The 24655-nt window shown below is 45.4% G+C and carries 28 protein-coding genes; 15 read left to right on the top strand and 13 right to left on the bottom strand.

What is annotated here, in order from left to right; genetic code table 11:
* Positions 1 to 161 precede the first annotated feature (161 nt).
* From ftsH to JNK13_01590, 7 genes are all read left to right on the top strand, one after another.
* Complete coding sequence (ftsH, locus tag JNK13_01620; GenBank protein ID MBL7661426.1) at positions 162 to 2075, top strand: ATP-dependent zinc metalloprotease FtsH; 1914 nt, start codon at positions 162 to 164, stop codon at positions 2073 to 2075.
* A 91-nt stretch (positions 2076 to 2166) separates the two neighbouring features.
* Positions 2167 to 3093, top strand: a complete 927-nt coding sequence (locus JNK13_01615) for a TIGR00159 family protein (GenBank protein ID MBL7661425.1) — start codon at positions 2167 to 2169, stop codon at positions 3091 to 3093.
* Positions 3093 to 4046, top strand: a complete 954-nt coding sequence (locus JNK13_01610; protein MBL7661424.1) for a hypothetical protein — start codon at positions 3093 to 3095, stop codon at positions 4044 to 4046. The genes JNK13_01615 and JNK13_01610 overlap by 1 nt, the downstream gene beginning before the upstream one ends.
* A 1-nt stretch (position 4047) precedes the next feature.
* Positions 4048 to 5409 carry a phosphoglucosamine mutase gene (locus JNK13_01605; protein MBL7661423.1) on the top strand — a complete coding sequence of 454 codons (1362 nt, stop codon included), beginning with the start codon at positions 4048 to 4050 and terminating at the stop codon, positions 5407 to 5409.
* Between the two features lie 17 nt (positions 5410 to 5426).
* On the top strand, positions 5427 to 7001 hold the full coding sequence (locus JNK13_01600; protein ID MBL7661422.1) for an NAD(P)H-hydrate dehydratase: 1575 nt from the start codon (positions 5427 to 5429) through the stop codon (positions 6999 to 7001).
* A 6-nt stretch (positions 7002 to 7007) separates the two neighbouring features.
* Entirely contained in the window at positions 7008 to 7469 is a 462-nt protein-coding gene (tsaE, locus tag JNK13_01595) for a tRNA (adenosine(37)-N6)-threonylcarbamoyltransferase complex ATPase subunit type 1 TsaE (protein ID MBL7661421.1), read from the top strand.
* A 237-nt stretch (positions 7470 to 7706) separates the two neighbouring features.
* Positions 7707 to 8036, top strand: coding sequence for an HU family DNA-binding protein (locus tag JNK13_01590; GenBank protein MBL7661420.1), 330 nt, complete (start codon positions 7707 to 7709; stop codon positions 8034 to 8036).
* 532 nt (positions 8037 to 8568) lie between these two features.
* Here the strand turns inward: JNK13_01590 and JNK13_01585 are convergent.
* A complete protein-coding gene (locus JNK13_01585) occupies positions 8569 to 9015 on the bottom strand; it encodes a hypothetical protein (protein ID MBL7661419.1) in 447 nt (148 codons plus the stop codon).
* 315 nt (positions 9016 to 9330) lie between these two features.
* On the opposite strand from JNK13_01585, the gene JNK13_01580 reads away from it, so the two are divergent.
* Positions 9331 to 9588: a hypothetical protein gene (locus JNK13_01580; GenBank protein MBL7661418.1), complete on the top strand. Its 258-nt coding sequence runs from the start codon at positions 9331 to 9333 to the stop codon at positions 9586 to 9588.
* A gap of 207 nt (positions 9589 to 9795) precedes the next feature.
* Positions 9796 to 10143, top strand: coding sequence for a hypothetical protein (locus JNK13_01575; GenBank protein MBL7661417.1), 348 nt, complete (start codon positions 9796 to 9798; stop codon positions 10141 to 10143).
* A 184-nt stretch (positions 10144 to 10327) separates the two neighbouring features.
* On the opposite strand, the gene JNK13_01570 is transcribed toward JNK13_01575, so the two are convergent.
* Together JNK13_01570 and JNK13_01565 are read right to left on the bottom strand one after the other, a co-directional pair.
* Positions 10328 to 10951 (bottom strand): hypothetical protein, encoded by a 624-nt coding sequence (locus tag JNK13_01570; GenBank protein ID MBL7661416.1) that lies wholly within the window; start codon positions 10949 to 10951, stop codon positions 10328 to 10330.
* A 37-nt stretch (positions 10952 to 10988) separates the two neighbouring features.
* Positions 10989 to 11567, bottom strand: coding sequence for a hypothetical protein (locus tag JNK13_01565; GenBank protein ID MBL7661415.1), 579 nt, complete (start codon positions 11565 to 11567; stop codon positions 10989 to 10991).
* A gap of 28 nt (positions 11568 to 11595) precedes the next feature.
* Between JNK13_01565 and JNK13_01560 the strand changes: the two genes are divergently transcribed.
* Complete coding sequence (locus JNK13_01560; GenBank protein ID MBL7661414.1) at positions 11596 to 11733, top strand: hypothetical protein; 138 nt, start codon at positions 11596 to 11598, stop codon at positions 11731 to 11733.
* An 876-nt stretch (positions 11734 to 12609) separates the two neighbouring features.
* Positions 12610 to 14037, top strand: coding sequence for a hypothetical protein (locus JNK13_01555; protein ID MBL7661413.1), 1428 nt, complete (start codon positions 12610 to 12612; stop codon positions 14035 to 14037).
* A gap of 86 nt (positions 14038 to 14123) precedes the next feature.
* Here JNK13_01555 and JNK13_01550 read toward each other — a convergent pair whose 3' ends face one another.
* The 4 genes from JNK13_01550 to JNK13_01535 form a co-directional block, all read right to left on the bottom strand.
* Positions 14124 to 14654: a hypothetical protein gene (locus JNK13_01550; GenBank protein ID MBL7661412.1), complete on the bottom strand. Its 531-nt coding sequence runs from the start codon at positions 14652 to 14654 to the stop codon at positions 14124 to 14126.
* A gap of 40 nt (positions 14655 to 14694) precedes the next feature.
* The gene (locus JNK13_01545) at positions 14695 to 15723 is read right to left on the bottom strand and encodes an SGNH/GDSL hydrolase family protein (GenBank protein ID MBL7661411.1); all 1029 of its coding nucleotides are present in this window, start codon (positions 15721 to 15723) and stop codon (positions 14695 to 14697) included.
* A gap of 293 nt (positions 15724 to 16016) precedes the next feature.
* Positions 16017 to 16661, bottom strand: a complete 645-nt coding sequence (locus tag JNK13_01540) for an NYN domain-containing protein (GenBank protein ID MBL7661410.1) — start codon at positions 16659 to 16661, stop codon at positions 16017 to 16019.
* A 162-nt stretch (positions 16662 to 16823) separates the two neighbouring features.
* Positions 16824 to 17417 (bottom strand): L,D-transpeptidase, encoded by a 594-nt coding sequence (locus JNK13_01535; GenBank protein ID MBL7661409.1) that lies wholly within the window; start codon positions 17415 to 17417, stop codon positions 16824 to 16826.
* Between the two features lie 70 nt (positions 17418 to 17487).
* Here JNK13_01535 and JNK13_01530 point away from each other — a divergent pair, with 70 nt between their 5' ends.
* Positions 17488 to 18000 carry a 2-C-methyl-D-erythritol 2,4-cyclodiphosphate synthase gene (locus JNK13_01530; protein ID MBL7661408.1) on the top strand — a complete coding sequence of 171 codons (513 nt, stop codon included), beginning with the start codon at positions 17488 to 17490 and terminating at the stop codon, positions 17998 to 18000.
* 138 nt (positions 18001 to 18138) lie between these two features.
* Here the strand turns inward: JNK13_01530 and JNK13_01525 are convergent, their stop codons facing one another.
* The 3 genes from JNK13_01525 to JNK13_01515 form a co-directional block, all read right to left on the bottom strand.
* Positions 18139 to 18510: a PIN domain-containing protein gene (locus JNK13_01525; GenBank protein MBL7661407.1), complete on the bottom strand. Its 372-nt coding sequence runs from the start codon at positions 18508 to 18510 to the stop codon at positions 18139 to 18141.
* A 20-nt stretch (positions 18511 to 18530) separates the two neighbouring features.
* Positions 18531 to 18764, bottom strand: a complete 234-nt coding sequence (locus JNK13_01520; GenBank protein MBL7661406.1) for a ribbon-helix-helix protein, CopG family — start codon at positions 18762 to 18764, stop codon at positions 18531 to 18533.
* A gap of 307 nt (positions 18765 to 19071) precedes the next feature.
* Positions 19072 to 19785: a metal-dependent hydrolase gene (locus JNK13_01515; protein ID MBL7661405.1), complete on the bottom strand. Its 714-nt coding sequence runs from the start codon at positions 19783 to 19785 to the stop codon at positions 19072 to 19074.
* Positions 19786 to 20017: 232 nt separating this feature from the next.
* Between JNK13_01515 and JNK13_01510 the strand changes: the two genes are divergently transcribed.
* Positions 20018 to 20449, top strand: coding sequence for a hypothetical protein (locus JNK13_01510; GenBank protein ID MBL7661404.1), 432 nt, complete (start codon positions 20018 to 20020; stop codon positions 20447 to 20449).
* Between the two features lie 51 nt (positions 20450 to 20500).
* Here the strand turns inward: JNK13_01510 and JNK13_01505 are convergent, their stop codons facing one another.
* The 3 genes from JNK13_01505 to JNK13_01495 are packed head-to-tail and all read right to left on the bottom strand — an operon-like array spanning position 20501 to position 22591.
* Positions 20501 to 20935 carry an SUF system NifU family Fe-S cluster assembly protein gene (locus tag JNK13_01505; protein MBL7661403.1) on the bottom strand — a complete coding sequence of 145 codons (435 nt, stop codon included), beginning with the start codon at positions 20933 to 20935 and terminating at the stop codon, positions 20501 to 20503.
* Positions 20932 to 22149 (bottom strand): cysteine desulfurase, encoded by a 1218-nt coding sequence (locus JNK13_01500; GenBank protein ID MBL7661402.1) that lies wholly within the window; start codon positions 22147 to 22149, stop codon positions 20932 to 20934. The genes JNK13_01505 and JNK13_01500 overlap by 4 nt, the downstream gene beginning before the upstream one ends.
* A 31-nt stretch (positions 22150 to 22180) precedes the next feature.
* Complete coding sequence (locus tag JNK13_01495) at positions 22181 to 22591, bottom strand: Rrf2 family transcriptional regulator (GenBank protein MBL7661401.1); 411 nt, start codon at positions 22589 to 22591, stop codon at positions 22181 to 22183.
* A gap of 81 nt (positions 22592 to 22672) precedes the next feature.
* Here JNK13_01495 and JNK13_01490 point away from each other — a divergent pair, with 81 nt between their 5' ends.
* On the top strand, positions 22673 to 24241 hold the full coding sequence (locus tag JNK13_01490) for a multicopper oxidase domain-containing protein (protein ID MBL7661400.1): 1569 nt from the start codon (positions 22673 to 22675) through the stop codon (positions 24239 to 24241).
* Positions 24242 to 24355: 114 nt separating this feature from the next.
* Positions 24356 to 24655 (top strand): hypothetical protein (locus tag JNK13_01485; GenBank protein MBL7661399.1); only part of this gene is annotated, 300 nt, incomplete at its 3' end.

The raw sequence follows: 24655 nt of genomic DNA, 5'->3' as shown, positions 1-24655 counted from the left end.
ATATCTATGCGTTTTTATTACTGGTCCAGTAAAATCTGTTTACTGGACAATTTAGACCGATTAGATCGGTCTAAATGCTCAAGGATTGTGCAGACTTCGCTTATTTCTTATAAGGCTTAAGGTGGATTTATCTGCAGGTAGACGACAAAGGATTTTAACAGTTGAATCATTTATCTAGAAATTTATTGCTTTGGCTCTTTTTAGCGCTAATGGTGGGCCTGCTCTACAACGTGATGCGCGAGCCACATCAAGGCGCAACCGAAATCCCATACTCAGATTTCCGTTCGGCCGTAAAAGAAGGCCGCGTCAGCGAAGTCGTGATTAAGGAAGGTGAAATTAAGGGTCAGTATAAATTCAAAGCTGATGCCAAAGAGAAAAGTGAGTTTTTAACTAAACTGCCTCCGCAAAGCGATCAAGATCTCGTGAAAACACTACTCGAAGCTGGCGTTCGTGTTGAAGCCAAGCCCAAGGAAGAAGACAGTTGGTATTTAGTGATTCTTGCCAATTGGGGGCCGATGCTATTGCTGATTGCAGTTTGGATTTTTTTCATGCGACAAGTTCAGGTTGGCGGCGGCAAGGCCTTAAGTTTCGGAAAAAGCCGCGCGCGCATGCTGGAGGAAGGCCCCGGAAAAATTACTTTTGAAGATGTCGCAGGGATTGAAGAGTGTAAGCATGAATTGCAGTCGATTGTGCAATTTTTAAAAGACCCCAAAAAATTCACTAAACTTGGCGGCCGCATTCCTAAGGGTGTGCTACTTGCTGGCAGTCCTGGTACGGGGAAAACACTACTGGCTAAGGCAATTGCCGGCGAAGCAGGCGTGCCATTTTTTAGTATTTCTGGATCTGATTTCGTTGAAATGTTTGTCGGCGTTGGTGCTTCACGAGTGCGCGACTTGTTTTTGCGTGCCAAGAAAAATGCGCCTTGCATAGTTTTTATCGACGAAATCGATGCCGTCGGACGTCACCGTGGTGCCGGTCTCGGCGGTGGTCATGATGAACGTGAGCAGACACTCAATCAGCTCTTAGTGGAAATGGACGGCTTTGAAACGAATGAAGGCGTTATTTTAGTTGCAGCAACTAACCGTCCTGATGTTTTGGACCCAGCACTGCTTCGCCCCGGACGGTTCGACCGCACTGTAGTCGTGCCGCTTCCTGATGTGCGCGGACGTGAGGCGATTTTAAAAGTTCATACCAAGAAAGTTCCGCTGGCCTCAGATGTTGACCTTGCCAAAATAGCACGCGGCACCCCGGGGTTTGCCGGAGCCGATCTTGCCAACCTCATCAATGAATCTGCGCTTTATGCAGCGGCAAATGATGCCGAGCATGTTTCGATGAAGGATATCGAGTTTGCCAAAGATAAAATTTTAATGGGTTCAGAGCGCCGCTCCATGGCCATGACCGAGAAAGAAAAGCGCATTACAGCTTATCACGAAGCAGGACATGCGCTTGTGGCCAAACTTTGCCCGCATGCTGACCCCGTACATAAAGTTACGATTGTCCCGCGAGGAGTTGCGCTGGGCTTAATGCAGCAACTCCCAGAAGGCGATCGCTATCATTATACAAAGGAATATTATCTCGATTGGATTTGCGTTTGCTTCGGTGGTCGCGCCGCTGAGGAAATTGTTTTCAATGAAATCAGCTCTGGGGCAAGTTCTGATATTACTCAAGCCACGCGCACAGCACGACGCATGGTTTGCGAGTGGGGCATGAGCGATCGTCTCGGCCCACTGGCCTACGGTAAGCGCGATGAAGCGGTTTTTCTAGGACGTGAAATTACTTCAACTCGTGACTATTCCGAGGAGACTGCAAATTTAATTGATGAAGAAATCAGGCGATTAATTGAAGAGCAATTGAACCGATCGCGCACATTTTTGCGCGCTAATCGAGTAAAACTCGATGCTTTAGCGACACGCTTACTCGAAGAAGAAACGCTTGATGCAGAGCAGGTCAGTAAGATTTTAGCTGGCGCTCGCGGAGGTTCTTCGGGTGGAAGTTCCGAATCAGGTAACGGCAATGATGATTCTACGGTAGATCTTAAACCTATAACGGAAGGCGCTCCAATCGGAAACGCCTAAGGATTTTCTGTGGAATTGAGTTTAAATATTAAGGGAGATTTTTTACTTGTTCACGCCTGTCATTCCATCCGCAGAAGTTATTCAAGCTGGAATGTTATTTCCTAACTGGACAATTTTAAGCTCACTAATTGATGTCATCGTTGTCTCCTTTGTTGTCTACCGCATTTTAATTCTCGTCAAAGGTACCCGCGCTGGTCCAATGCTAGCTGGGCTGGCGATGATTTTTCTCATCTATGTGGTTGCACGCGAACTTGGGCTTGTGACCCTAACTTGGATTTTAGGAAATTTTCTCGGCTCTGCAATTTTTGTTGTGGTCGTGCTCTTTCAGGAAGATATCCGCCGCGGTTTGATTCAAATGGGGCTTGGACCTGGCCTGGGAATGGGCATGGGAAAAGGCGTAGAGCAAAAGCTTAAAGAAATCTGCCGCGCCGCTGCAGAACTGAGCTCGCGGCGCTTAGGCGCATTAATTGTAATTCAGCGCGATGTTGGGCTCGAAGAATTTACTGAAAATGCAGTTAAGCTTAATGCTGATATCAGTTACCAATTAATGATTAGTATTTTCTTACCAACTTCGCCGTTGCATGATGGCGCAGTGGTTTGTAGTGGCAATAAGATTATTGCCGCAGGTTCTGTTTTGCCACTGACCTTTAATCCCAATGTCTCGCGTGGCCTGGGCACGCGTCACCGCGCAGCAATTGGCGTTTCTGAGCGGTCGGATGCGCTGGTGATTGTAGTATCTGAGGAAACTGGCACAATTTCTTTAGTGCGTGAAGGGCGGATTACCCGTGACTTAAATGAAAAGTCTTTGCTCACATCGCTTACGCGCTTAATCGTGATTCGTGAGCAAAAGCGTAATCAGGCACTATTGAAAAGAATCTTACGCCGCCCTAAAAGCCGTCCTGATGAAGATTCTGAAGCCACCAAAAGTGAGCCGACCAGTGAGGTCATGGTTGAAACAGTGCAGTCTGAGACAACAACTCCAGGGGCCTTGATATCTAATAATCGGGAGGTGCTTTAATGAAGCGCTTCTTCTCTGAAAACCTTGGATTGAAGTTAATTTCGGTAATCATTGCGCTCTTACTCGAGTTATACTTTTACAGTCCGGACAATTCAGTTGTACGCAATGTTAATTTAGCGGTAGATTTTAGGAATTTGCCAAACGACCTTGTCGTAGTTTCTCCGGTAGATTTTGACCGTGGCATGACAGTGCAGGTAACCGTGCGTGGACCAGCCCCGCTAGTTGATCAATTCTCGCGTGCCGATGATAAAGTCATTGTTTCGTTACCAAACCGCTTAAGTCGCAGTTATAGTGTGAAGCTCAATAACTTCGATGTCCCCGTCCCGAGTGGAATGAAAATTGTCGAGATCCGACCATCGATGATCGAATTACGTTTTGATAAATTGTTGCGTAAGGAAGTCCCAGTCGATCTCGAGCGTGTTGGTGCTTTGACCGAAGATTTATTTATTAGCGATATCCGTGCTACGCCAAGATTTGTGTCCTTGATTGGTCCAGAGAGCGAATTAAGTTCAGTGCAAATGGTTAGTGCCGAACCAATTGATTTGGCCAAAGTTAAAGCGGATCAGTCTCTAGAATTGCAACTCATCCCACCACGCGCAACCGTGAAGCTATCTACCAGTGTAGTGCATGCTTATCTGAGCGTGCGTAAGAAACAAGCCCTGAAGAGCTTTGATAAGATCCCGGTACAAGTTGTGACCCGAGATGGCTATGCTGCCGCAGTTAGCCCGGGTCGTGTCAAAGTTGATCTTACTGGCCCAAATGAAGTATTAGAGAAAATCAATACGCGTGAACTAAAACTTGAAATCGATTGCCGATCCTATGAAGCTGGAGTTTTAGAGCTTGATCCAGAAGTGATTTTGGATGGTAACTCAAGACTTCAAGAGGGTGTCTATTTGGTATCAACAACACCATCCCGCGTGACTGTGAATATTAATAAATCTGCTACAAATTAGCATGAACGAAAAACTTTTTGGCACAGACGGAGTGAGAGGCGTTGCTAATCTTGCTCCAATGGATTCTGAGACTGTGATGCGCCTAGGGCGTGCCGCGGCGCATGTCCTGCGTCGTAGCCGCGGACATCACCGTATTCTAATTGGAAAAGACACGCGCCTTTCCGGCTATATGCTAGAAACTGCCTTGGCTTCCGGCATCACTTCGATGGGTGTGGACGTATTGCTCGTTGGCCCATTACCAACGCCGGGCATTGCTTACATGACAAAAAGCATGCGGGCCGATGCAGGGGTAGTGATTTCTGCTTCACACAATGGTTATGAAGATAACGGCATCAAGTTTTTCGGTGGAGATGGATTTAAGCTCGCTGATCAGACTGAGGCTGAAATCGAGCGCTTAATGGAGCCGGGGCACCTTGACGAGCTTCGTGCCGTCCCAGGTTTGATTGGTAAAGCCGCGCGTATTGATGATGCAATTGGGCGCTATGCTGTTTTCCTCAAGGAAGCGGTGAGCCGAGAAATAAGTTTTGAAGGTTTAACGCTTGCTTTGGATGCGGCCAATGGAGCTGCGTATAAAGTTGCGCCACTTGTTTTTCAAGAACTTGGCGCAAAACTTTCGATTATTGGCGATGAGCCAAATGGCACAAATATTAATGATCAGTGTGGGAGTTTATATCCGCAGGCAGTTGCGAATGTTGTGGTGCAAAATAAGACTGCTTTGGGAATTGCTTTTGATGGCGATGCCGACCGGGTGATTATCTGCGATGAAAACGGTAAAGTGATTGATGGGGATTTGATTTTGGCGATCCTCGCGCATGATTGGATTAAACGCGGTAAGCTCAAGAGTAAGACTGTCGTTGGCACGGTGATGAGTAATTATGGGTTCGAGAAAAGCTTAGCCAAGTTAGGCTTAAGTTTGGCACGTGCAGACGTCGGCGATCGTTATGTCTTGGCCGAAATGCAAAAGCTCGGGGCGAATCTTGGTGGCGAGCAGTCTGGGCATGTAATTGCGCTCGATCATAATACTACAGGAGACGGCATACTAACGTCGCTCTTAGTGCTTGAGGCAATGCGTAGAGCCGATCGCCCACTTTCTGATTTTCACCGCTTAATTGAACGTTTTCCACAAGTATTGCTCAATATTGCTGTAACTCGAAAAATTCCTTTTATGGATTTACCCAAAGTCAGCAAAGTTGTCGCTGCCGCAGAAAAGAAATTAAAAGATCGCGGACGATTGCTCTTACGCTATTCTGGCACAGAATCAAAAGCACGCGTGATGGTCGAAGCTGATGATCAGCTGATCTGTCAAGCAATTGCCCAGGAAGTTGCGGAAGTAGTGCAAGCTGAATTAGCAGCAACTGCTTAAGAATTAGACACTAATTAATGAAATTACTTAGCGCTGAAGAGATGCAGGAAGTCGATCGGGCTGTAATTAGCTCGGGGGCAATTGCGGCCGAACGCTTGATGGATCAAGCCGGCAGAGCTATCTTCAAGCTGATTCAAGCGTTATTTCCCGCAGAGCTTGCTCAGGGCGTAATTATTCTTTGTGGAAAAGGGAATAACGCTGGCGATGGATTTGTTGTCGCGCGATTATGTGCCGAGAGCGGTATTCCCGTGCAGGTGATTGCTGCACAGCAGGTGTCAGCATATCGCAACGAAGCGAAGCTTCATGCCGAGAAAGCAGAGTTAGCAGGCGTTACAATTTCTCCTCTTGGCACAGCCGAATTTAATCCTCATCAAAGTAAGGCCGGATTAATCGTTGATGCAATTCTTGGAACCGGAAGCGCCAACGCTCCAAGTGCTGAAATATTAGCGCTAATTTTGTTAGCAAATAAATTAGCTAACGCAGGGCATCTTTGTATCGCAGTCGATCAACCCAGTGGCATTGATGCAACCACCGGTGCTGTGCTTGGTGAGGTCGTCAAGGCTGACATTACGATTACACTGCAAACTCCCAAAATTGGCCTCTTGCTTGATCCTGCTAGGAAATATGTCGGTAAATTATTCTGTGTTGATATCGGTATTCCAGAACGACTGCTAAGTGATTTTCCGCTTGAGTGTCTGATTACAGAAGAGGCGATAGCTCTAGCTAAATCTTGTTACCCACTTACGGCAGACGCGCATAAGGGCACTCGCGGTCACGTCCTTGTGATTGGTGGTTCAAGCGGCAAGTATGGAGCCCCCAAGCTTACAGGTCTTGCGGCCCATCGTTGTGGCGCAGGTTTAGTTACGCTTGGGCTTAATCACGAAGGCCTGCTTGGAGTTCAGCACGGCGTCTTAGAAATGATGTGTCTTGAGATTAAGCCCAGCGAGCTTACTGAAGTTCTAACTAACAAAGATGCTATTGTCTTAGGTCCTGGATTTGGCTCAGCAACATGGCAAAGTAATATCGTACTTGAAAGCATTCAGATTTTACGCGCAAAAAATATCCCCACTGTCCTTGATGCCGACGCGCTAAATATTTTAGCTGCAAATGCTGCGGAGTTAAAACAACTCGGCCCTAATTTTATTCTCACGCCACATCCTGGGGAGATCTCTCGCTTGCTTGAAAAACCAATCGCAGAAATTCAAGTGCGGCGGATTGAGTCTGCGCAACGACTTGCAGAGCTTACAGGCTCAGTTGTTGTGCTTAAAGGTGCACGCACTGTTGTTGCTGCGCCAAATGGTCAAACTTCACTCGATTGTCATGAAGAGCCCGATCTCGGAACGGCAGGCAGCGGGGATGTTTTAAGCGGCATTCTCGGGGCGCTACTGGCACGGGGCATTCAGTCTTTGCCCGCAGCAAAGCTGGGGGCATTTATCCACGGCGAAACCGCGCAACAATTACGTGAAGAAAAAGGTTATTCACTTGGATTAATTGCTCGTGAAATTGCTGATGCTAGTCCACGCGTAATCGATCGATTGCTTTGCCAACAAGAAGTAAAACCTGAAGCTATTTGTATTTTTCCGCGGGCGTAATTTTTAATGGACAAGAGTAACCAGAAATTGATCGTTCAAAGCATCAGCGAAACTCATGCCTTGGCAGCGAAATTAGCTACCAAACTATCTGGGGGCGAAGTAATTGGTTTAAGTGGCGAGCTTGGAGCGGGAAAAACTGAATTTGTGCGCGGCATTTTACAAACACTAAATCCCGGCGCGCATGTTTCAAGTCCAAGCTATGTGATCGAGCATATATACGAAAGCAATCAAACTCTTCTGTATCAGATTCATCATCTTGATTTGTATCGATTAACTAGTGGGTCTGATTATGAAGAGTTAGGCAGTTATCTTCACGATCGGACAAAAGTGACTTTTGTGGAATGGCCTGAGCGTTTAAATCATTATCAAAAGTATTTTGATTTAATCATTGAGTTTGAACTTTCAGACGATAAGCGTTTGCTAAGTTTTAAGCCTTTGAGTCCAGCTGGCGAAAAGCTATGTTTTTAAACATTCCTTAAAATATTCAATAAAATGAAGACCTTAGCGTGTCAAATAGAGTCCCACTAGAAAATTGTAGAACTAAGACCACTGAAAAAATTAATAAAAATGGGCAATTTTTTACATTTTGCTGTTGCTTTAATTGTCGTGAAGTTTATATAACACCGATAAATCAATGTTTTTAGAACTTTTGAATAATTCTACAAATGCTTGATTCGGCGATTTTTAATAAGGGAGAAAAACCACATGGCAATTACACCAAAGAAAGTGAAAGTAAATAAGCCAAAAAATGGCAAGCAATATACTCAAAGCGAACTTTTCGAAGAGCTTAAGGGTTGCTGCGATCTTGATAGCCGTCGCGTAGCACGTGATGTTTATTTCGGATTTGCTGGCATGATTCACTCTGCTCTTAAGAAAGGCTATCGTGTGCCACTTCCAGGAATTGGAAAAATTCTTGTGCGTGAAAGCAAAGCGCGTATGGGCCGTAACCCAGCAACTGGTGAGCCAATTCGCATTCCAGCTCGTAAGCGTATTCGCTTAACAGCAAGCAAAGCATTCAAGGAATCAGTACTATAGTTTGATTTTTTGATTGTTTAAGCAAAGGCTCGGTCGAAAAGACCGGGCCTTTTTTTGTTTGGAGTGCAAGGCCACGGGCCATCCTGCCTTCGACCCGAGCGCTTGACTGAGCCTGTCCGGTAATTGAAAAAAACTCAGGCTTAGGCTTGAACTCAGACTTAACCTTCCCCTTTATCCCCCTCTTGTCATCTTGAGCGAGCAATGTATTCATTTGGCAGAATGAATACATGCGCAGTCGAAAGATCTCCAATTTGCCCTACAACTGTTGTTTGACATACCAGCCGGAGTTGGCTTTCACCGCGCGTAGGCTGGAGATCCATTCGATTCGCTCGGTGCTCACTGATGTTCGCACTTCGCTCACTCAGGATGACAGGAGGGACGAGGGAGCTAATAAAGGAGAAGGTTAAGTCTAAGTTCAAGCCAAAGCCAAAGAAGGGAATGTTGTTCTAAAAAATAGAAAAAAGTAGAATAAAAGTGGGGAGTGTTGCATCCCCGGAAAAAGAACCTTTGCCCCGTAAATTATCTGGGTAAATTACTTGGGCAAAATTTGCGCGATGAGCGAGCCAGGTGCGGTGAGCGCGACAACCCACATTGCACCGTAGGCAATCAAGCCGCAGACGCGATGCCGACGGTTGATGCGTTGACGCTGGATCGCAGGCAGGCGGCGGTCAGGGCCATTGGGATAACCTCGCGCTTTCTTAATTCCTGTCGAAATCATTACAACAGAAAGCGCAATGAAAATCACGGCTAGAGAGACATGAATCGACATCAGCCAGCCTGGCATTTCATTGACCGTACCTGAGGCGACTTTGCCGATAACGCGTTTAGTGATTTGCAAAATCAGCACAAGAGCAAAAACCAGAGTCAATCCCGAGACCATGCTGGAGATGTGAACCTTGCGGTTTTGGCGAGCGACGAGACCAAGTGTGAGAAGCGCAAGCGCTGTCCACATGATTGCGAGACCGTAGATATCTGGCATGAGTTTTTCCTTGTTAAAACCTGTAGGGAATGCAAGCACTCGCCCACGGTCGATAAAGCTCTAGGAAAAAAGAACTTTTTAGACTGTGAGGAGGCTAAAATGAGACTACTCGAGATAGAGATTTAGAAAGATCAGTTAAAGATTTTTGATTATATAATAACAGCACTAAAATGCCAAGAATTGAGGTTTTGTTAGTTTTTCGTTAGAATCTAAAGGTCCAAAAGGCTCTCTAAGTAAGGTAGAAGTTCATCCTCCTAGGCGTTTCTGGTTAAGCCTTAGTGATTAAGGCTTAAATGGAAACTCCTAGGGGTGAAAATGAAACTGCAAGAAGCATACAAAAAAACGCGCATTAACGCATGGTTCTCCTTCGTTGCCCTGGTAATCTGTGCCTGTGTTTGGTACAAGATTGCCCCGAACTTCCCGATACAGAACGACTCTGGGGTTCACGGGTTTTTCATGATCAGCTGCGGCATTTTTTTTGCTTCGTGGATTCTGAACGCCATGAAAGCAGGGGAGCATCGCGAGCAGCTCGAGATCTGGAAAAACACTAACAACCGCAGATTTGGCCGTTGACGTCGGATGTCCTCACTAAAGGTTTTATCCTGTGATAAAGGTAGAGAGCCTTGAGGACATTCAGTTTGATCTTTTAAAATCTGCAGATGAGTAAGTTTGGATAATGATCTCTGAATCAAGACAAAGTTAAGCTTGATTCAGAGAGACAGAGATCTGGGTTTTTAATTTTTCTCACCGTTTAAAAATATCTTTAAACGGTGAGAAATCGTGGAAGATGTAAATAATCTTGTTTTTGCAGTTCGCGTCGACGGTAGGCCTAGCGATTTTACGATTGAAGTTTATGTCGGTCGGAATATCGGAACTGATTGTGTCGGCACAGTCATTTATAATGCTTTGCGTGAGTTACTGAGCCAATGCGAAGTGTCACGAATCAAGCGGCAGTATCTTGTGCGGGTTTATGCTGACTCAGACGTGCGTAATGCGATCCTTTCTGGCAGAGGTAATATCGCGCATGCCTTAGACGTGGAGAGCATCACCCTTTCAGTGCAAGGGCCGCGGAATTTCGCGTTTGCGCCTGGATGTGCTGGAGGAGGAAAAGCTAAAAATCGTGTCTAGTGACCTTTAGGTTGTAAGTTCAGGTGAAATTCTGTCTCTCAACCTTATTTGATACGATAAAATCCGGATATTTTAGTGGATAGAAAAGAGGCCAGGAGCATTTCGGTTCAGGAAAACCTGTAGCTTTGTGAGCTAAAACCGATTTACTCCGGGCCTCTTTTGCGGGTGTTCGAGTTCGCAGGTCTCAGAGCTTGCTGATCTTCAGTGATGAGGTGATGTCATACACCATCTTCCCGAAGTTTAGCGCTTTGCGCTCTTCGGTGAGAAGCAGCCTGTCAGCGAGCTTATCCGGGATCAGAGTGCAGACGATGAAGATCACGCGCTCCTCGAAGTAGATCATCAACGCCGCCTGACGCGAGGTGCCGTTTCGCTCATGCACGACATCGTACTCAAGCATCACAATCTTTGGTCCTTTTTGAGGAGTGATGATTGTTGGCTTTTCCGGAACGTTTTTTCGTTCCGCTCCATCCAACGCCCAAGTCCAGTCTTTGAAAGCCTTGACTAGGTCCTCGGGAGTTGGTTCTTTACCGCCAAAGCGCTCTTGCACGGCGGCTTTAGGCGGAAGTGTGGGTATGGTAATCGCGGCAACGCGATTGACGTCAATCACACTGCCACCCGCATCAATCTGTGGCCTTGCCGCAGTCTCAGGGACCTTGAAGGTCACTTTCAATGCCATTTCGAGCGTTAGCTCAACATCCTTGGTCTTTGGTGCATCCTGCACCGGTGCGAACGACTCCAAAGTGGTGCCGCCCGCTAGTGACGAAAAAAGTGCGATCAGCATGACCGCGACGAGAATTTGGAGTTTCATTTTCTGATTCTTCCTTGTTTTTTTGGTCTTTGAGGTTTTAAGGCCTCTCGATGAGTCGAATGTCGCTAGCAAGCGAGTTTGCGCCAGCGGCAAATTCTTTCGCAGTGAGTTTTTGAGAACTCGGGTATAAGACGAAGTAGGCGAATTCACCAAAGCCTGAGGCGATGATCGCCTTAGCGGGATAGGAGTAGGTGATTAGCCCACTTTTCCCAGTGATCTTAAAGTCAAAGCGCACGATTGAGACCTTTCTCTCATTAGTCGACACCTCTGGAGTTGTGGGATTTGACCACGTCTCCGTTTTGCCGCGCAGTGCATGCCGCATAAAGTGCTTTTGCAAATCTGCAGCTTTTGGCGCTCTTCCATAGGGCTTGATGATGTTTGCTTGCGGATTCTTGAAGGGCGCAAAGAATACATCCAATTTCCCTTGAACTCGTAAGATTGGATTACCCAAAGCAATGGATTCGTTTACCGGTTCTGGAAGATGCCAGATCACTGTTGCCGTTGTGAGATCGGCGCGAAATTCTTTTATTTCTAACGCCCCGACTACTCCGGGAATTTGCGGCGTGGCCATGCCAGCAAGGCACAGCAAAATGCCAAGAATTGAAATCACTTTCATCTAAAAACCTTCTTTTTGATTTACCGAAATGCTCCGGTCTGGAGAGATGGTGACTGAAAATTTAACTGGGAAATTGACCAAGAAATGCCTCAAGACCGAAGAATTGAATCTCTATCTACCCAAGGCAAATATTTTTAAAGAACAAAGTCGAGGTTTTGAAGCTTAACATAAAATTAATAAAAGTTCACTTTTCGCTTGATTTTTATTAGGACTGAGCTATAAAGCATAATTCAAATTATGAATTCTGCGTCTTTACACCTATTTACGCTGATTATTCTAGGCCATCCGGCCTAATATATTTAATTTCTCACACATCGTTGTTTTTAAATTTTAACCTTAAGGAAGGTTGTTCTTTGACATTGTTGGTTAGGGGTAGTTTGTGCGTTTTGGCCATTTTTTGGATTGTTAACTAGTTCCTTAAATTATGATCAGAGGTTCTTTCCATGAGATGGTCTAGGCGAAGGTGACGTGTGATTCTTTGAATTTTGCTTGTTACAACAACAATTGGCAAAAATCAGAGAGTTGCATGTCAAGGAAATTTGAAGGTGTGACTTGTTTCGATAAGGACAGAAATAAACGATGGATACGAAGGAATGTTGTAACTGTTGCAAACAGTTATTTGATCCGGTTCAGCTCATCCGGGGCTGTTGTGTGGAATGTTCGGGGCGAGGGTTTTGCAGTACCCGGACTGGGCAAACGAGCGACGGTGGAAAGCTGAGCGCTTCTCAGCAAGGAGGACAAGAGACATTTGGCCATTGTTGAGGGGACCAGTAGGAAACGTATCGAGAGCAATTTCTGCGTTTTCTAGCAACCTAGTTTAGGTCGAATAGTCATTAAGAGAGGTTAAGTTTTCAGGTTTAAGAGCCTTCGTCGCGACCTCTCTTTTTATTGTTCTAAAAATTTGATTATTACATTTCTGCAAAGTAAACTTGACTCTGTGTAGACGAGCTCGTCTGAGCTTCCAATAGATTCCCTATTGGAGGCGCAGTCTGGAACCAGGTTTTAGACCTCAGATTTTCTTTAGCTCTGCGCAAATCAAACCATGAATAACGAACAAGTTAAGGAGCTGGCCGCTCAGCGTGAGCCAGTTTTTCGACGTCTGTACGATCTTCTTGGTTTGCTAGGTGAACCAGTTGAGAATGATCGGACGATTGCAACGCATCTTCGAGTGCAGGCAGAAACGATAAGTGAAGTCCGGCGTGGACGAAAGCATTTTTCGGCGAAGCGATTGGGTCTGCTTTTGGCTTTGATCGCAAAGCAACGCAGGGGACTTGAGCTTAATGAAAAAGAATTTTATGTCTTACTTCATCCGCAAGACTTATTGCTTAAAGATCCAGTAAAAGCCAAACAACGTTTGGCGCGGGATGCTTTCCTTGCGCGACTTGCCCGAGTGATTGGCTCTCGAGCAAAGAGCTGGCGAAAGCGTGACGAAGATCTGGCCAAGTTCTTGGGCTTAAGTGCTGTGCATCTAAGTGCTGTGCGTTATGGACAGCAGCAGATCGGCAGGAGAACGCTCTTAAAGATCTGGAATTTTTTGCAAAGTCCGCAAGGCATTCACGCTCTTTGGATAGCTAAGTTGAATCGTGCTGATTTTAACTTCAACGTTTTTGTTGAAAATGCAGATCAGTTGATTCAGCAACAAGCAGAGACTGCGCGTCGCGAAGTGATCTTGAAGAACTTGGCTAAGCTTAAAGGCCACAAATTTAAGAATCTCTCCGAGCTCGATCGGTTTTTTGCTGAAGCGCTTGGGATTTCGCCGGCTGAGTTTTCGCGCGTGCGTACCGGAACTGAAGTCTTATCGGCGCACTCATTTGTGCGCTTTCGTGAGGCTTTTCTCGATCAAGATACGCTGATGCTACTTAGCGCAGCAGGAGTGATTCAAACCGAAGAGTCCTTCCCGCGAGAACTTTTCGTCAGTGCTGTTGCCTTGGAGCAGGAGAAATTCGATCAGGCAGAACTATGCCGTCAACGCACGGCTTGCTCTAGCTTGATTCGAAATGCTCTTGGCAGCAAAGCTACTGCTGTTGACGAATCCGATCGAATCCTTGCCGAGTTTTGGGGCCTTGCTCCAAAGACAATGCAAGGCTATCGCCTTGGATGTGAAAGCCCTAGCCAGCAAACACTAGTGAGGTTGCGTGCGAAGTTACGCGCTTGCGGAAAGTTAACCATGGGACTTGCCTCATTTGGCGAGCTTCCGAGTGCATGGACGCGAGATGAGGTCTGTATTGCCCTTGGTTTGCGGCTTGGCCTTGACGTCAATCGCATCAATCAACTTGATGCAGAACTCGGGGAAGTGCTTGGGCTTAAGGCAATCTCTGTGCGAAAAATTCGTAGCGGTAGACTCGCACTTCAAGCTCATTCTCTAGCGTTGCTGCAGCACATGCTCGAGGAAAGCGCACTGCCCGAAGGCTACGTCGTGCATCAAATCCCACTCGAGCTACTCTGCGAGAAGTTCGAATCTGAAAAGTAGGGCAGCATCTTAAGGTTTTAGACCCAAACAGACTGCCCTCATTTTTTAACAAGCTAGCGGCATGCCGCAATAGATTGTGAATTGTTTTAATTTAAATTGACAGTTGGCTTCTTCAAGCAATAGCGTCCACCGCCGACTTTATGTAAGCGACGCGAAGTTGCCTTGATTGTAATTCTGCGAATTTGCTCAAATACCTTGGAATACCCGGAAGCTCCAAAGCATAAGCCACGCACTCCTTCGCCATCGTATTCATCCTGGACTTTCCAAGCGCTACACTTACGTTCACCAGCATTATGCTCTTCTAAAGTGCAGTGTGTTCTTGAAAACCAGTCATTGCGGGGGCTGCGGTCAGCATTAGAGCGGGTCCGAACAACCGTGCTGAAAGCAGATTGGAACTTGCCGCTTAAAATTACTGAAGCAACGTGATTATTTGTATCGCCAGGGTAGCGCGACATCGGGCAGTTTGGATCAGATGGACGATACTTGATACTCTTTGGCACGGTATTGTAGCAGACGCAGGGCTTAAAACGTGGACTCTGTGTGCACATTTTAATTTCAGCATTGGCTGCCAAGGCAAATCCAAAAATGATTGCTAGTGAAGCTAGAAATTTATACATATATACCCCCAAAAATCTAAGACAACATCTTATAGGCAGTTCAAGTGTTTGAGTCAAAATTTTTATTAATTCGAGTCGGAAAACGCCGTTTGATCAGGAAAGTCTCAGGAATTAAAGAATTTTTTTCAAGCCAAAGATAAATCTGTTCGGCAGCAATCCGGTGCGCAATTTCATTTGGATGCCTGTCGACGCTTGGAATGACTTGTAAAATTTCGAGCGGAATATTTAGGTAGGCTGGAAAAAGGTCAAGCGCAGGAATGTCTTTGTCCTTAAGAAAAGTCAAAATTTTCTCAGTAATGCCCTTGAATGGATAGTGCTGATCTAGTGCTAGGCCGAAAAGCGGGAAAACCGTAGCGACTAGTTTAACATTATGCTTTTTGCAAAGTGCGCGAATTTTCAAGACAGATTTTGAGAAAATTTTCCACTTCCGTGGATGCTCAAATAGGTTAATGAAATAATTAGTGTAGGCTTTGACTGTCTGTGCATTATGCCAGCGCGTTAATAAAAATCCAGCAAGCTTAGAATGTGTAAGTACGGACCAGAATCCAGTTAACGTTGGAGCTGCGAAACGGTCGTTAGTGGTGTTCAGTCCGGTGGGCCGATAAGGTTTAATCTCTGCATCATTTAGCGTAATCTGTAGAATTATTAAATCCGCACCATCCTTCAGGGCGCGCACAGCCGAGCGCACTTCGTGACTTGTTGAATAAGCGGGGACGCCATAATTGATTACCTCAATTCGCTGGAGCTGCTGCCGATCGTCCGGAGTGTTGAGCCTGAGCATGCGCTCAAGGATTTTGGGGAAGGTGTCTGTAAACTGCATATATGGCGCGAAAGTATAAGAATCGCCAATTACAGCAATGCGGAAAGTATTTTCTGGTTTAGGTGTTTGATATGCGTAGTCTTGAAAAGTTTTTGTATGCTCTGGAGCAAAGTAGAAACTTGGGCGAGAACTCCATTGTGGAGGCTTTTTGCTATATTGACTGATGAAGCGAAAGCCACCTTCTAGGACTGTGAGAGTGACAATTAAGCTCAAGCAGGCAAGTAGCAGGTTTTGAAAGAACGATTTCACGCTATAGGTGATATCGAGCTTTTATCGATCTAGCAAGTCACAAGGGTTGTTACGTTTGAGCAGATCACAAATCTGTGAAGCAGATAGTGATCTGCTCTAGCGACTGCTTGAAAAACAGTCGCGGGGGCCGAAACGCCGATTTGGCCCCCGTAATGTCAGGTAAAGACTGGTCTTTACCTGACCAGTATAATTTAAGCGTTTCATAATAAAATTATCTCTGCTCGCCATAGGCGAGTCATTTATAGCTAGACTTTAACGTGAAACGCTTTGGTAATCGTAAATACCTAAACTTGCTAAGCGCGCCAGATTGTCACTGACGTAGACAAGTCAATCCACTTATCAATGCCTTTCCAGCCGTCTGATGTGCCATAGAGGCCGAAGTCAGCTAAGTGAGTTTCAACCCCGAGCGTGTGCGCTAGGTAGATTGCATAGCTTAATTCACGATTAGGACAAACCACTACAGCGATACGTTTAGTATCAGCAGGGTCTACAATCGTTGGTGAAAGTTGAATAATATTACCGCCATCGGTGCCTGTGGCCGCTTGAGTTGCTGCTTGTGAAGCTGCTTGAGCTTTCTCGTAGTAACCGTAGCTAAAAGCCATGATGTCAGAAGCCATCAGGACGTCAACGGAAACTTGACGCTTAACATTTTTTGGCGGCAAGCGTTTTACTACGACTTCCATTCCAGCTCGCTCTACGGCGTCAAGAAATGAAAATTGTCGAGCATCATCTTCGTAGGGGATTAGAGTGTAGTAACGAACGCAGTCGGTTTGGAGTCCAGCACTAACACCCGCAAGTAAGCGGGAGAGGTCGACCTTGCGATCAAGTCGGCGAGTGGCGCGATCTAGTCCAGTGCCATCAATAAAAATACCAACACGACGTTTAGCTTTTCGTTTGATTACACCGCGACCTAAGTCCGTATATTCTTCTTTACCCATATGAAATTTTAACTACCTACTGCAATCCTTACTCTTATGACGTGTATCAGGGTTATGGTCAAATCAAGTAGAATTGTATCATTCGAAAAGAGCTTATTTTAGCCCCTTTTGTAGATAATTTTGTTAGAACTCTGTTTAGTCTCTAAGTATTTGAGATCTTTATTAATTTATAACCTCAATCACCGCTCCAGCTTGAGTTTTTGCAAACAAGTCTTCGAATTGTTGAGTGGAAACTCTAATTCCGCTGACTTCTGGATTAGCAATGTTGGCGGTGTGGATGAGCTCTCCGGATTCAAGTTTTAATGCCTTTGGTCCAAGTGCGCCGTAGAGATTGCGTTCTTCCGGAGCAGGCACTTCAAGGAGTCTCTCAACGAAGTAAGACTCAGGTGCTGTCCAGAGTGGTTTTTCTTCAATTGAGGATATGACGTGTCTGCCAACTGGGAGTTTAATTTCTTCCGCGAGTTGAATTGTTGAACTTGAATCAGATTTTGAGATTGTTTTTTGAGACAAGCTGATTGTTGCAATCGGTGTAACTTCTTGGGTCGACTCAGAGCTTGTGACTTGTAATTCTGTTGGTGCAAATCCGATCAACGGAGCAGTATCAAGTGCTTCAGTGGTCTTAGGGATCTGAAAACTGAGGAGAATTGAACCTGACTGAGAATAGCTTGCATCGCTTTTTACGGTTTTGCTGCACGCTGAAAAAGACACAGCAAGTCCGGCTGTAAATAATGCAGTGACAAGATGCTTCTGTTTCATATAACCTCTCTAAAATAATTAACGCATAAAAAATATCGTTTGCGAGCGTTTCGCACAAGAAAAATATTATATGTCTCAAGTCGCTGATAAATCGGGGCAAAAAGTGTTAAGAATCGGGCATGGGATCGATATTCACCCTTTTCAAGAAGGGCGGGTGTTGTTTCTTGGCGGAGTTGAAATTCACGGGGCAACTGGGCTTAAGGGGCATTCTGATGCCGATGTTGTTTTACACGCGCTCGTTGATGCGATGCTTGGAGCGATGAGCGCTGGAGACATTGGCACGTGGTTTCCTGATACGGACCCGCAGTGGAAGGATGCTTCGAGTACACTTTTTGTCAAAGCTGTTGTTTCGGAATTGCTACAGCGTAATTACATGATCTTGAATGTCGATATTTGCATTCTGGCTGAGCAGCCAAAGATTTCGCCTTATCGCGATGAGATTCGAGACAGTATTGCCCGGATGCTCCGCGTTTCCCACGAGTTTGTTGGAATTAAGGCGACAACTGCAGAAGGGCTGGGGTTTGTCGGACGCAAAGAAGGAATCTTGGCGACTGCGACTGTGCTGATCGAAAAGAAACGCTAGCCAGTATTGTCGATCCTGGCCAATCTCTTCGTTGCGGGAGATTTTTTCTCCCCCTCGTTTATTACAATAAAGTCGGCATCGAAAAAATTCCCGCGCCGCGACCTTGGCTCAAGCTCGACAATAATTTTATTAGGAAATTTATTTGATTATAGTAAATTTGAATTTGCTATAAAATTTATCAAATGAAGCTATTGCGTCTAATTTTTCTAGCTGCATTAGCGTGACATTATGGCAATCAATCCAAGATGTGCCATTTGCTGATTGGGACAGGAAGATCTTGTCTGTGGATCTGATACTCTCAAGAGATGGCAGCAACTCTTGGATATTTCGCTTTCTAATATTTTCCAAAAATAACCGGGCTGCATTTTGTGATAGGCGGTAAGATAATACTGTTGCAGCTTCTGCGATACATAATTGAGATATAAAAAGACCAGCTTTGTTGTGTTTTTTAAAAAGTTTAATAACCCGATTATGGTTGCTATCATCTGCTTTGACTAAGGCGATTAGCACGTCGGTATCCAGGAGAATTTTCACTTCTCACCATAAAGATACTGATCGATATTTTTAGACAGATCCTTTGGTCCGCCCTTGAGTTTTAGATCGGCAAGTTTCAAGATATCATTTTCCTGAGAAGGTTCATCTGCTGCAAACTGCTTTTCGATTGCCTCGCGTATAATTTGTGCGAGAGATTTCCCCTGACTACCACGTAGCGCGAGTAAGCGCTTATGGATATTTTCGGGAAGGTATATTTGAGTGCGTATCATAGTTATTGTAATATACATCACTTAATATACATCAGTCAAGTAAAACTATAATTCACAGTAGAAGGGTCTTAGAGGCCACACAGCAAACGCTTGTTACGAATAACCTTTGTTCGCTGGTGCACTTCCAAGATGCAATTCGGGGATGAAGTTAAAATCTACTCAAGATCTAGATGTGAAAGCGGCCATAAATTTGGCAAAAACATGAAATATCATATTTAAGCTAGTTAATCAATTTGCAAATCTTTGCTCAGCAGGTGTTTTAGTTAAAGCTGCCAAGAGGATTGAGTTTTTCATGCATGCTTTTATCTTAGAACTTAAAAATTTCTCCAGGCGCTAGAATCCGCAGCTTACTTTCAGCATTTCCCAGTTCATTTTTAAAATCTTCAGTAGTGCCGGTAAGTATATCAAAAGTTGAATGATGAATTGGAATGATAGTCTTGGGCTTAATCAAGCTTGTGGCAATTGCCGCATCGTGCGGGTCCATTGTGAAACGATCGCCAATGGGTAGTAAGGCAACTTCTGGTTGATAACGCTCGCCGATTAGACGCATGTCTGAAAAAAGTCCGGTGTCGCCGGCATGATAAATTGTCCGTCCCGACTCGAGTGTGACAACTACGCCACAAGGCTCGCCGGCATAATAAGTCTTACCATCCAGCGCATCGTACGAACTAGAATGAAAGGCCTGAGTTAAACTGATTTTTAAATCACCAATCTTAACCGACCCGCCTTTATTCATGCGCTCCATTAATGTTTCGGGAATGCCATCCTGGACTAAGAGCGATTGTAGTTCGTAGGCAGCGCAGATTTTTGGGGAGTATTTCTTGGCAAGTGTGATTATATCGCCAGTGTGATCGGCGTGACCATGGGTGAGAATGATCAAGTCAATTTTCCCTGGGTCTTTTAAGTTCTCAGGACAGGCTGGGTTCTCGGATAAAAATGCATCAACGAGCACCTTTTTGCCGGCCTCGGTAGTAATTAACGTTGTTGAATGTCCAAGGAATTGAATTGTTGCTTGAGCCATAAAAATTCTCCCGAATGGTTATTCGAAAGTGATTTATAGCCCGCGTCACGCCTGAAGAACAAATTAGCATAACAGTTATTGGGTAATTGTAGGTGTGAGTAGAAGGTTTTTAGAGTTTTTAACGGGCTCAGTTCAAACTTGTCTTTCTTGTCTCTAAAAGACGGTAGTTTCTCGATTTTAAAATAAATAGATGGGGAAACTATCGCCCAGCAAGGGCAAGGAGAAAAAGCAAATGGCAGTAACTAGCATCTTCGGCCATGCACATTGGCCAAACATCTCGTCGGAAATCTTGGGTCCCAATTTGGAGAAAGCCTATGCTTGTCTCCTTGGTGTATCCCCGAGTGGTGGTTTTGGTGACGGTGGCATTGACGTGCCGTTTCCGTCTCAAATCGCCCGCGAATTTGGAGCACGAGGCTTCCAAGTGAAGTCTAGCTTTGAAGGAGCGAAGGACTTTTTGGCGAAGATGGTGAAGTTTCAACGCTTTACTTTTATCGCCATCGGAGAGCCGCCTCAAACAGCTCAAGAGCTGATTAAGTCCTTTATCGAGTACGGTGGATGGGTTGGATCTGAGGTGGGCGGTCGTCGAGAAATTTTGCAAGGTATCGCTGTCGTACAAAACACGATTGCTGCCATGCAAAAAGGAGGCCGATACATCATGCAGTGACCTCCACGCCTTGGGCTCTAGTTGTTTGACCTTAACCGGTTAAGCTCACACCTACGAGCCCTTTAACGCCAATTCAGCTGACTTCCAGGCTAGTAGTGCGCAGCGTAAGCGCACCGGAAATTTACGCACGCCACCTAAAATTCTTAAAACTTCAGCCGGCATGCCAGTTAAAGCTTTAGTTTCCTGAGCTAGTTCCGAGCTGATTGTTTCAATTGCTTCAAGGGCTGCATCAAGCAACTGTCCTTCTAAAACTTGGGCGACAAGCGCTGCTGAAGCTTGCGAAATCGCGCAACCGTCTCCGGCATGGCAAACTTTTTGAATTTTGCCTTGATCTACACGAAAATAAATTTCCACAGTATCCCCACAAAGCGGGTTTTTGCCGTGATTAAAATGCGTAAAATCCTTACACTCGCAGCGATGCGAGCCATCTTTAGCTAGAGCTAAAAGTTCTTCTTGATAGAGTTGGGCGAGTTCGCTTGTACTCATCGCGATCCAAATACCTTTTTCGCATGCGTTAAGGCCTGCACTAGGCGATCAATATCTGCACTTGTGTTGTAGAACGCCAATGAAGCACGGGCGAGTGCCGCGACTTTTAACTCTTTGATCAGGGGCATACAGCAGTGATGTCCAGCGCGAATTGCGACGTTATACTCAGCGCAAACTGTGGCAATGTCATGCGGATGAATCCCCTCGAGAGTAAAAGAGGCAATTCCCGAACTGCACTGATTCGAGCCATATATTTTTAGACCAGGAATTGATTTAAGCTTTTCCTGAAGTTCGCTGCCGAGCAGCTTGAGATGATTTTCTAAGTTGCTGCGGCCCAGTGCATCAATAAATTTTAATGCCGCGCCAAGTCCTACTGCTTGGGCAATTGCGGGAGTGCCCGCTTCGAATCTGCCCGGAGCATCAAGAAAGGTGATTTGATCGAAACTAACGTCTGCGATCATGCCACCGCCGACTTGATATGGCGGGAGATCCTGCAATCTGGAGGCACGGCCATATAAAACGCCAATTCCCGTTGGGCCAAAAGCTTTATGCGCGCTAAAGGCATAAAAATCACAATCTAAATCCTGTACATCAACTGGATGATGCGAGACGGCTTGTGCGCCGTCGATTACAGTCCAGGCTCCAACATTTTTGGCAAGCTTGCAGATTGTTTTGATCTCGTTGATCGAGCCCAGCACATTGCTGACATGTGCGCAGGCGATAATTTTTGTGCGCGGCGAAAGCAAACTTCGTAAGTGCTCGAGATCGATTTCTCCCTGGGAATTAATTTTAGCGACCTTAACGCGGGCATTCGTTCTTTTGGCAGCCATTACCCAGGGGACGATTAGCGAATGGTGGTCAGCTACGGAAAGAATGATTTCATCACCAGGCTTTAGATCTGATGCACTTACGCTTGAGGCAACGAGGTTTATACTTTCAGTCGTTCCCCGTGTAAAAATAATTTCAGAAGAAGCTTTAGCGTTAAGGAATTTTTGAACGGTTTCGCGTGCCGAGTCGTAAAGCGCATCGCTTTTTTCTGCTAGTTTATATAGGCCGCGGTGCACATTAGCATTGGCACTTTGGTAGAAGCTGTCGAGTGTGTGCAGTACAATTTGGGGCTTTTGCATGGTAGCAGCGTTATCGAGATAGACCAGGCTGGGGTCTTGTCTAAAGATTGGAAATTCCTTGGATGCGTTGAGCAGTGAAAGCGTCATTGTTTTGCAGTTATGTTTTTTGCAGTACGGCTTAGCATCGCGGCACTTTTAAGATCGAGTTCTTGAGGAATTCATTTGTAGAGCATTGAATCTTGGACCAATCTTCATGAAAGGGGCAAGGACTGTTAATGTTACAAGCGCCCTTATTTAGTAAGCAGCTTGGCTGAGTGATTGGATCGGAAAGGCTAGCGCAGATTTCCCAAAATGATAATTTGCCAGTCGGGCGTTTCGCTAAGCGCACTCCGCCCTGCACACCTTTTTTGGTTTCTAATATTCCTGCTTGGCCAAGTTCTTTGAGTAACTTAGCGAGATAGGGAGCGGGGACTTGAACTTTTTTAGCAATGCTCTGCACTTGGACGAAAGTGTTTTGATTGTCATCGGAATGTAACGTCGATAAGTACGAAAGCGCGCGAATTGCGTATTTACTTGAAAGTTCTAGCATAGCAAAAATACTATAATATTTACTTGCAAATACTGCAAAATCATAATAAAAGATGCATATATCCTTTATTATGGAGGGCGTATGGGAAATATAACGTATCGTTTGCAGTCGATAATTATCGCGTTAGTCTTTTTAGTTTTGATTACAAGTTCTGCTTGGGCTTGCGATTCTTGCAATCAGGCGCTTTACAACGAAATGCTAACAACCCGCAAAGGCACATTGGTTGGTGAAGAATTAACAAAGGCGATGAAAAATCAAGGTGTCAATCTACCTGCTGACATGGGTGGTGCAACTCCTGAATTTGTCGCGGGGAAAGATAACCCTAATGCCGAACAACGCAAAGAATTTATTGAAATCATCAACCGCGACAAGTCCCTGCCGATGCCTCAGACCGGCTATGTTCCGCAAGATACAAAACCAACAAAGCAGGTCTCAATCGACCTACATGAAGGCGAAGCCTACCTAGGGAAAGGAGTTTTCTTTAAAGGCTTTCTCACGAATAATACTGTTCCCGGGCCGACGATTATTGTTGATGAAGGTGACGTCGTGGAATTTACTGTTAACAATAAGGGCTTAGTCCCGCACGGCGCGTCGATTCACTCTGCCTACACCCAGACTTCCAAGTATCTTGGAAAGATTCAAGCAGGGGAATCAAAGAAAATGGTTTTTCGTGCAACCTACCCTGGTATCTATATGTATCACTGCGCACCGGGCGGACACGCAATTCCAATGCACGTGATTTTTGGTCAGTACGGCATGATGGTAGTGCGCCCCAAACAGAAATATAAACTAGAAAAAATTCTCAATAAAAAACCGGATGTGGAGATTTTCCTCACGCAACACGAGTTTTACGCGAACGGAAAAGACGCAATTGATGCGAAGCCAATTTACGTAACGTTTAACGGCAAACTCTTTCGTTATGTGGAAGAGCCAATCAAGGCTAAGCCAGGCGACTATGTGCGTATTAATTTCCTAAACGTTGGGCCGAACTTGCTTTCGACCTTTCACATTGTGGGAATTATTTGGGATTTCGCTTATTGGCAAGGTATCCCGGAGAACTCCTTTAAAGGCGGACAGACTGTTACGGCTGGACCAAGTGATTCTTGGGTTGTTGAATTCCGCATGCCACCAGATGAGGGTAACTTCTTAATGCTTTCTCATGCTGTTGGGTCAACGGATCGTGGAGCGATTGGCATTCTCGCTGGCGATAAGAATGCAGTAACTCCGCTGACTGTCTTAAGTGATGGGCCGGCGATTAGCGATCAGGAACGGGCAGAGCTCAAGAAAAAATCAATTCGCGTTTTTTCTCCTTTTGAACCTGGTAGCACGGATGTGGACGAACCGTATTTTGTCTCAGCTGAGCAGAAGGAAGTGCGAGTCCGTATTATCGGAAATTCTTTCTACCCGAAAGTACTGAATATTGCAGAGGGCACAAAAGTGCGCTGGATTAATGAAGAAGTATTCACTTATATGGATGGAGAATTTGCTGGATTCCATAATGTGGTGACAAACACCGCACCTGAGGCCTTTGGCTCGGCACTGCTTGCTCACGGCGAGTCTTATGAGAAAGTACTGACGAAAGGCGGGACCTATGATTACTTTTGCGCTCCACATCCATATATGAAAGGGCGCGTAATTGTGAGAGATTAAACGATTGGGCGAGGCTTTTGGCCGATCTGATAATTTCTCTTGAATCTAAACTCAGTAACGTCGTAGAATTTAGCATTATTAAAATGTTACGGTTCTGCGACTAACTGAGTTTTTATGAATTCTACAAAAAATTTCCTGAAAAAAATCTTTCTTTGCTCTGCGCTGATTTTTCATGCCGCTTCACTAGCAGTGGCCGGCGATTGGACTTTAGCAGTTAATAATTTGTCGGATGCTGGATTTAATTCTAACCGACCGCACCTGGCTGTTGATACGTCGGGCAATGCAACTTCGATCTGGGAACATAATACTGGGACGAATATTGAGATTCGTTCTAGCAAAAGGCTGATCTCGAATAACGTTCCAACTTGGGAAACGCCAGTGCGAGTTTCTGTTGCTGGGGAAATTTCTGCCACC

The organism is bacterium (assembly GCA_016786595.1).
In the GTDB taxonomy this organism is placed as follows: domain Bacteria; phylum Bdellovibrionota_C; class UBA2361; order SZUA-149; family JAEUWB01; genus JAEUWB01.
This window is presented reverse-complemented; position numbering and strand designations above follow the sequence as displayed.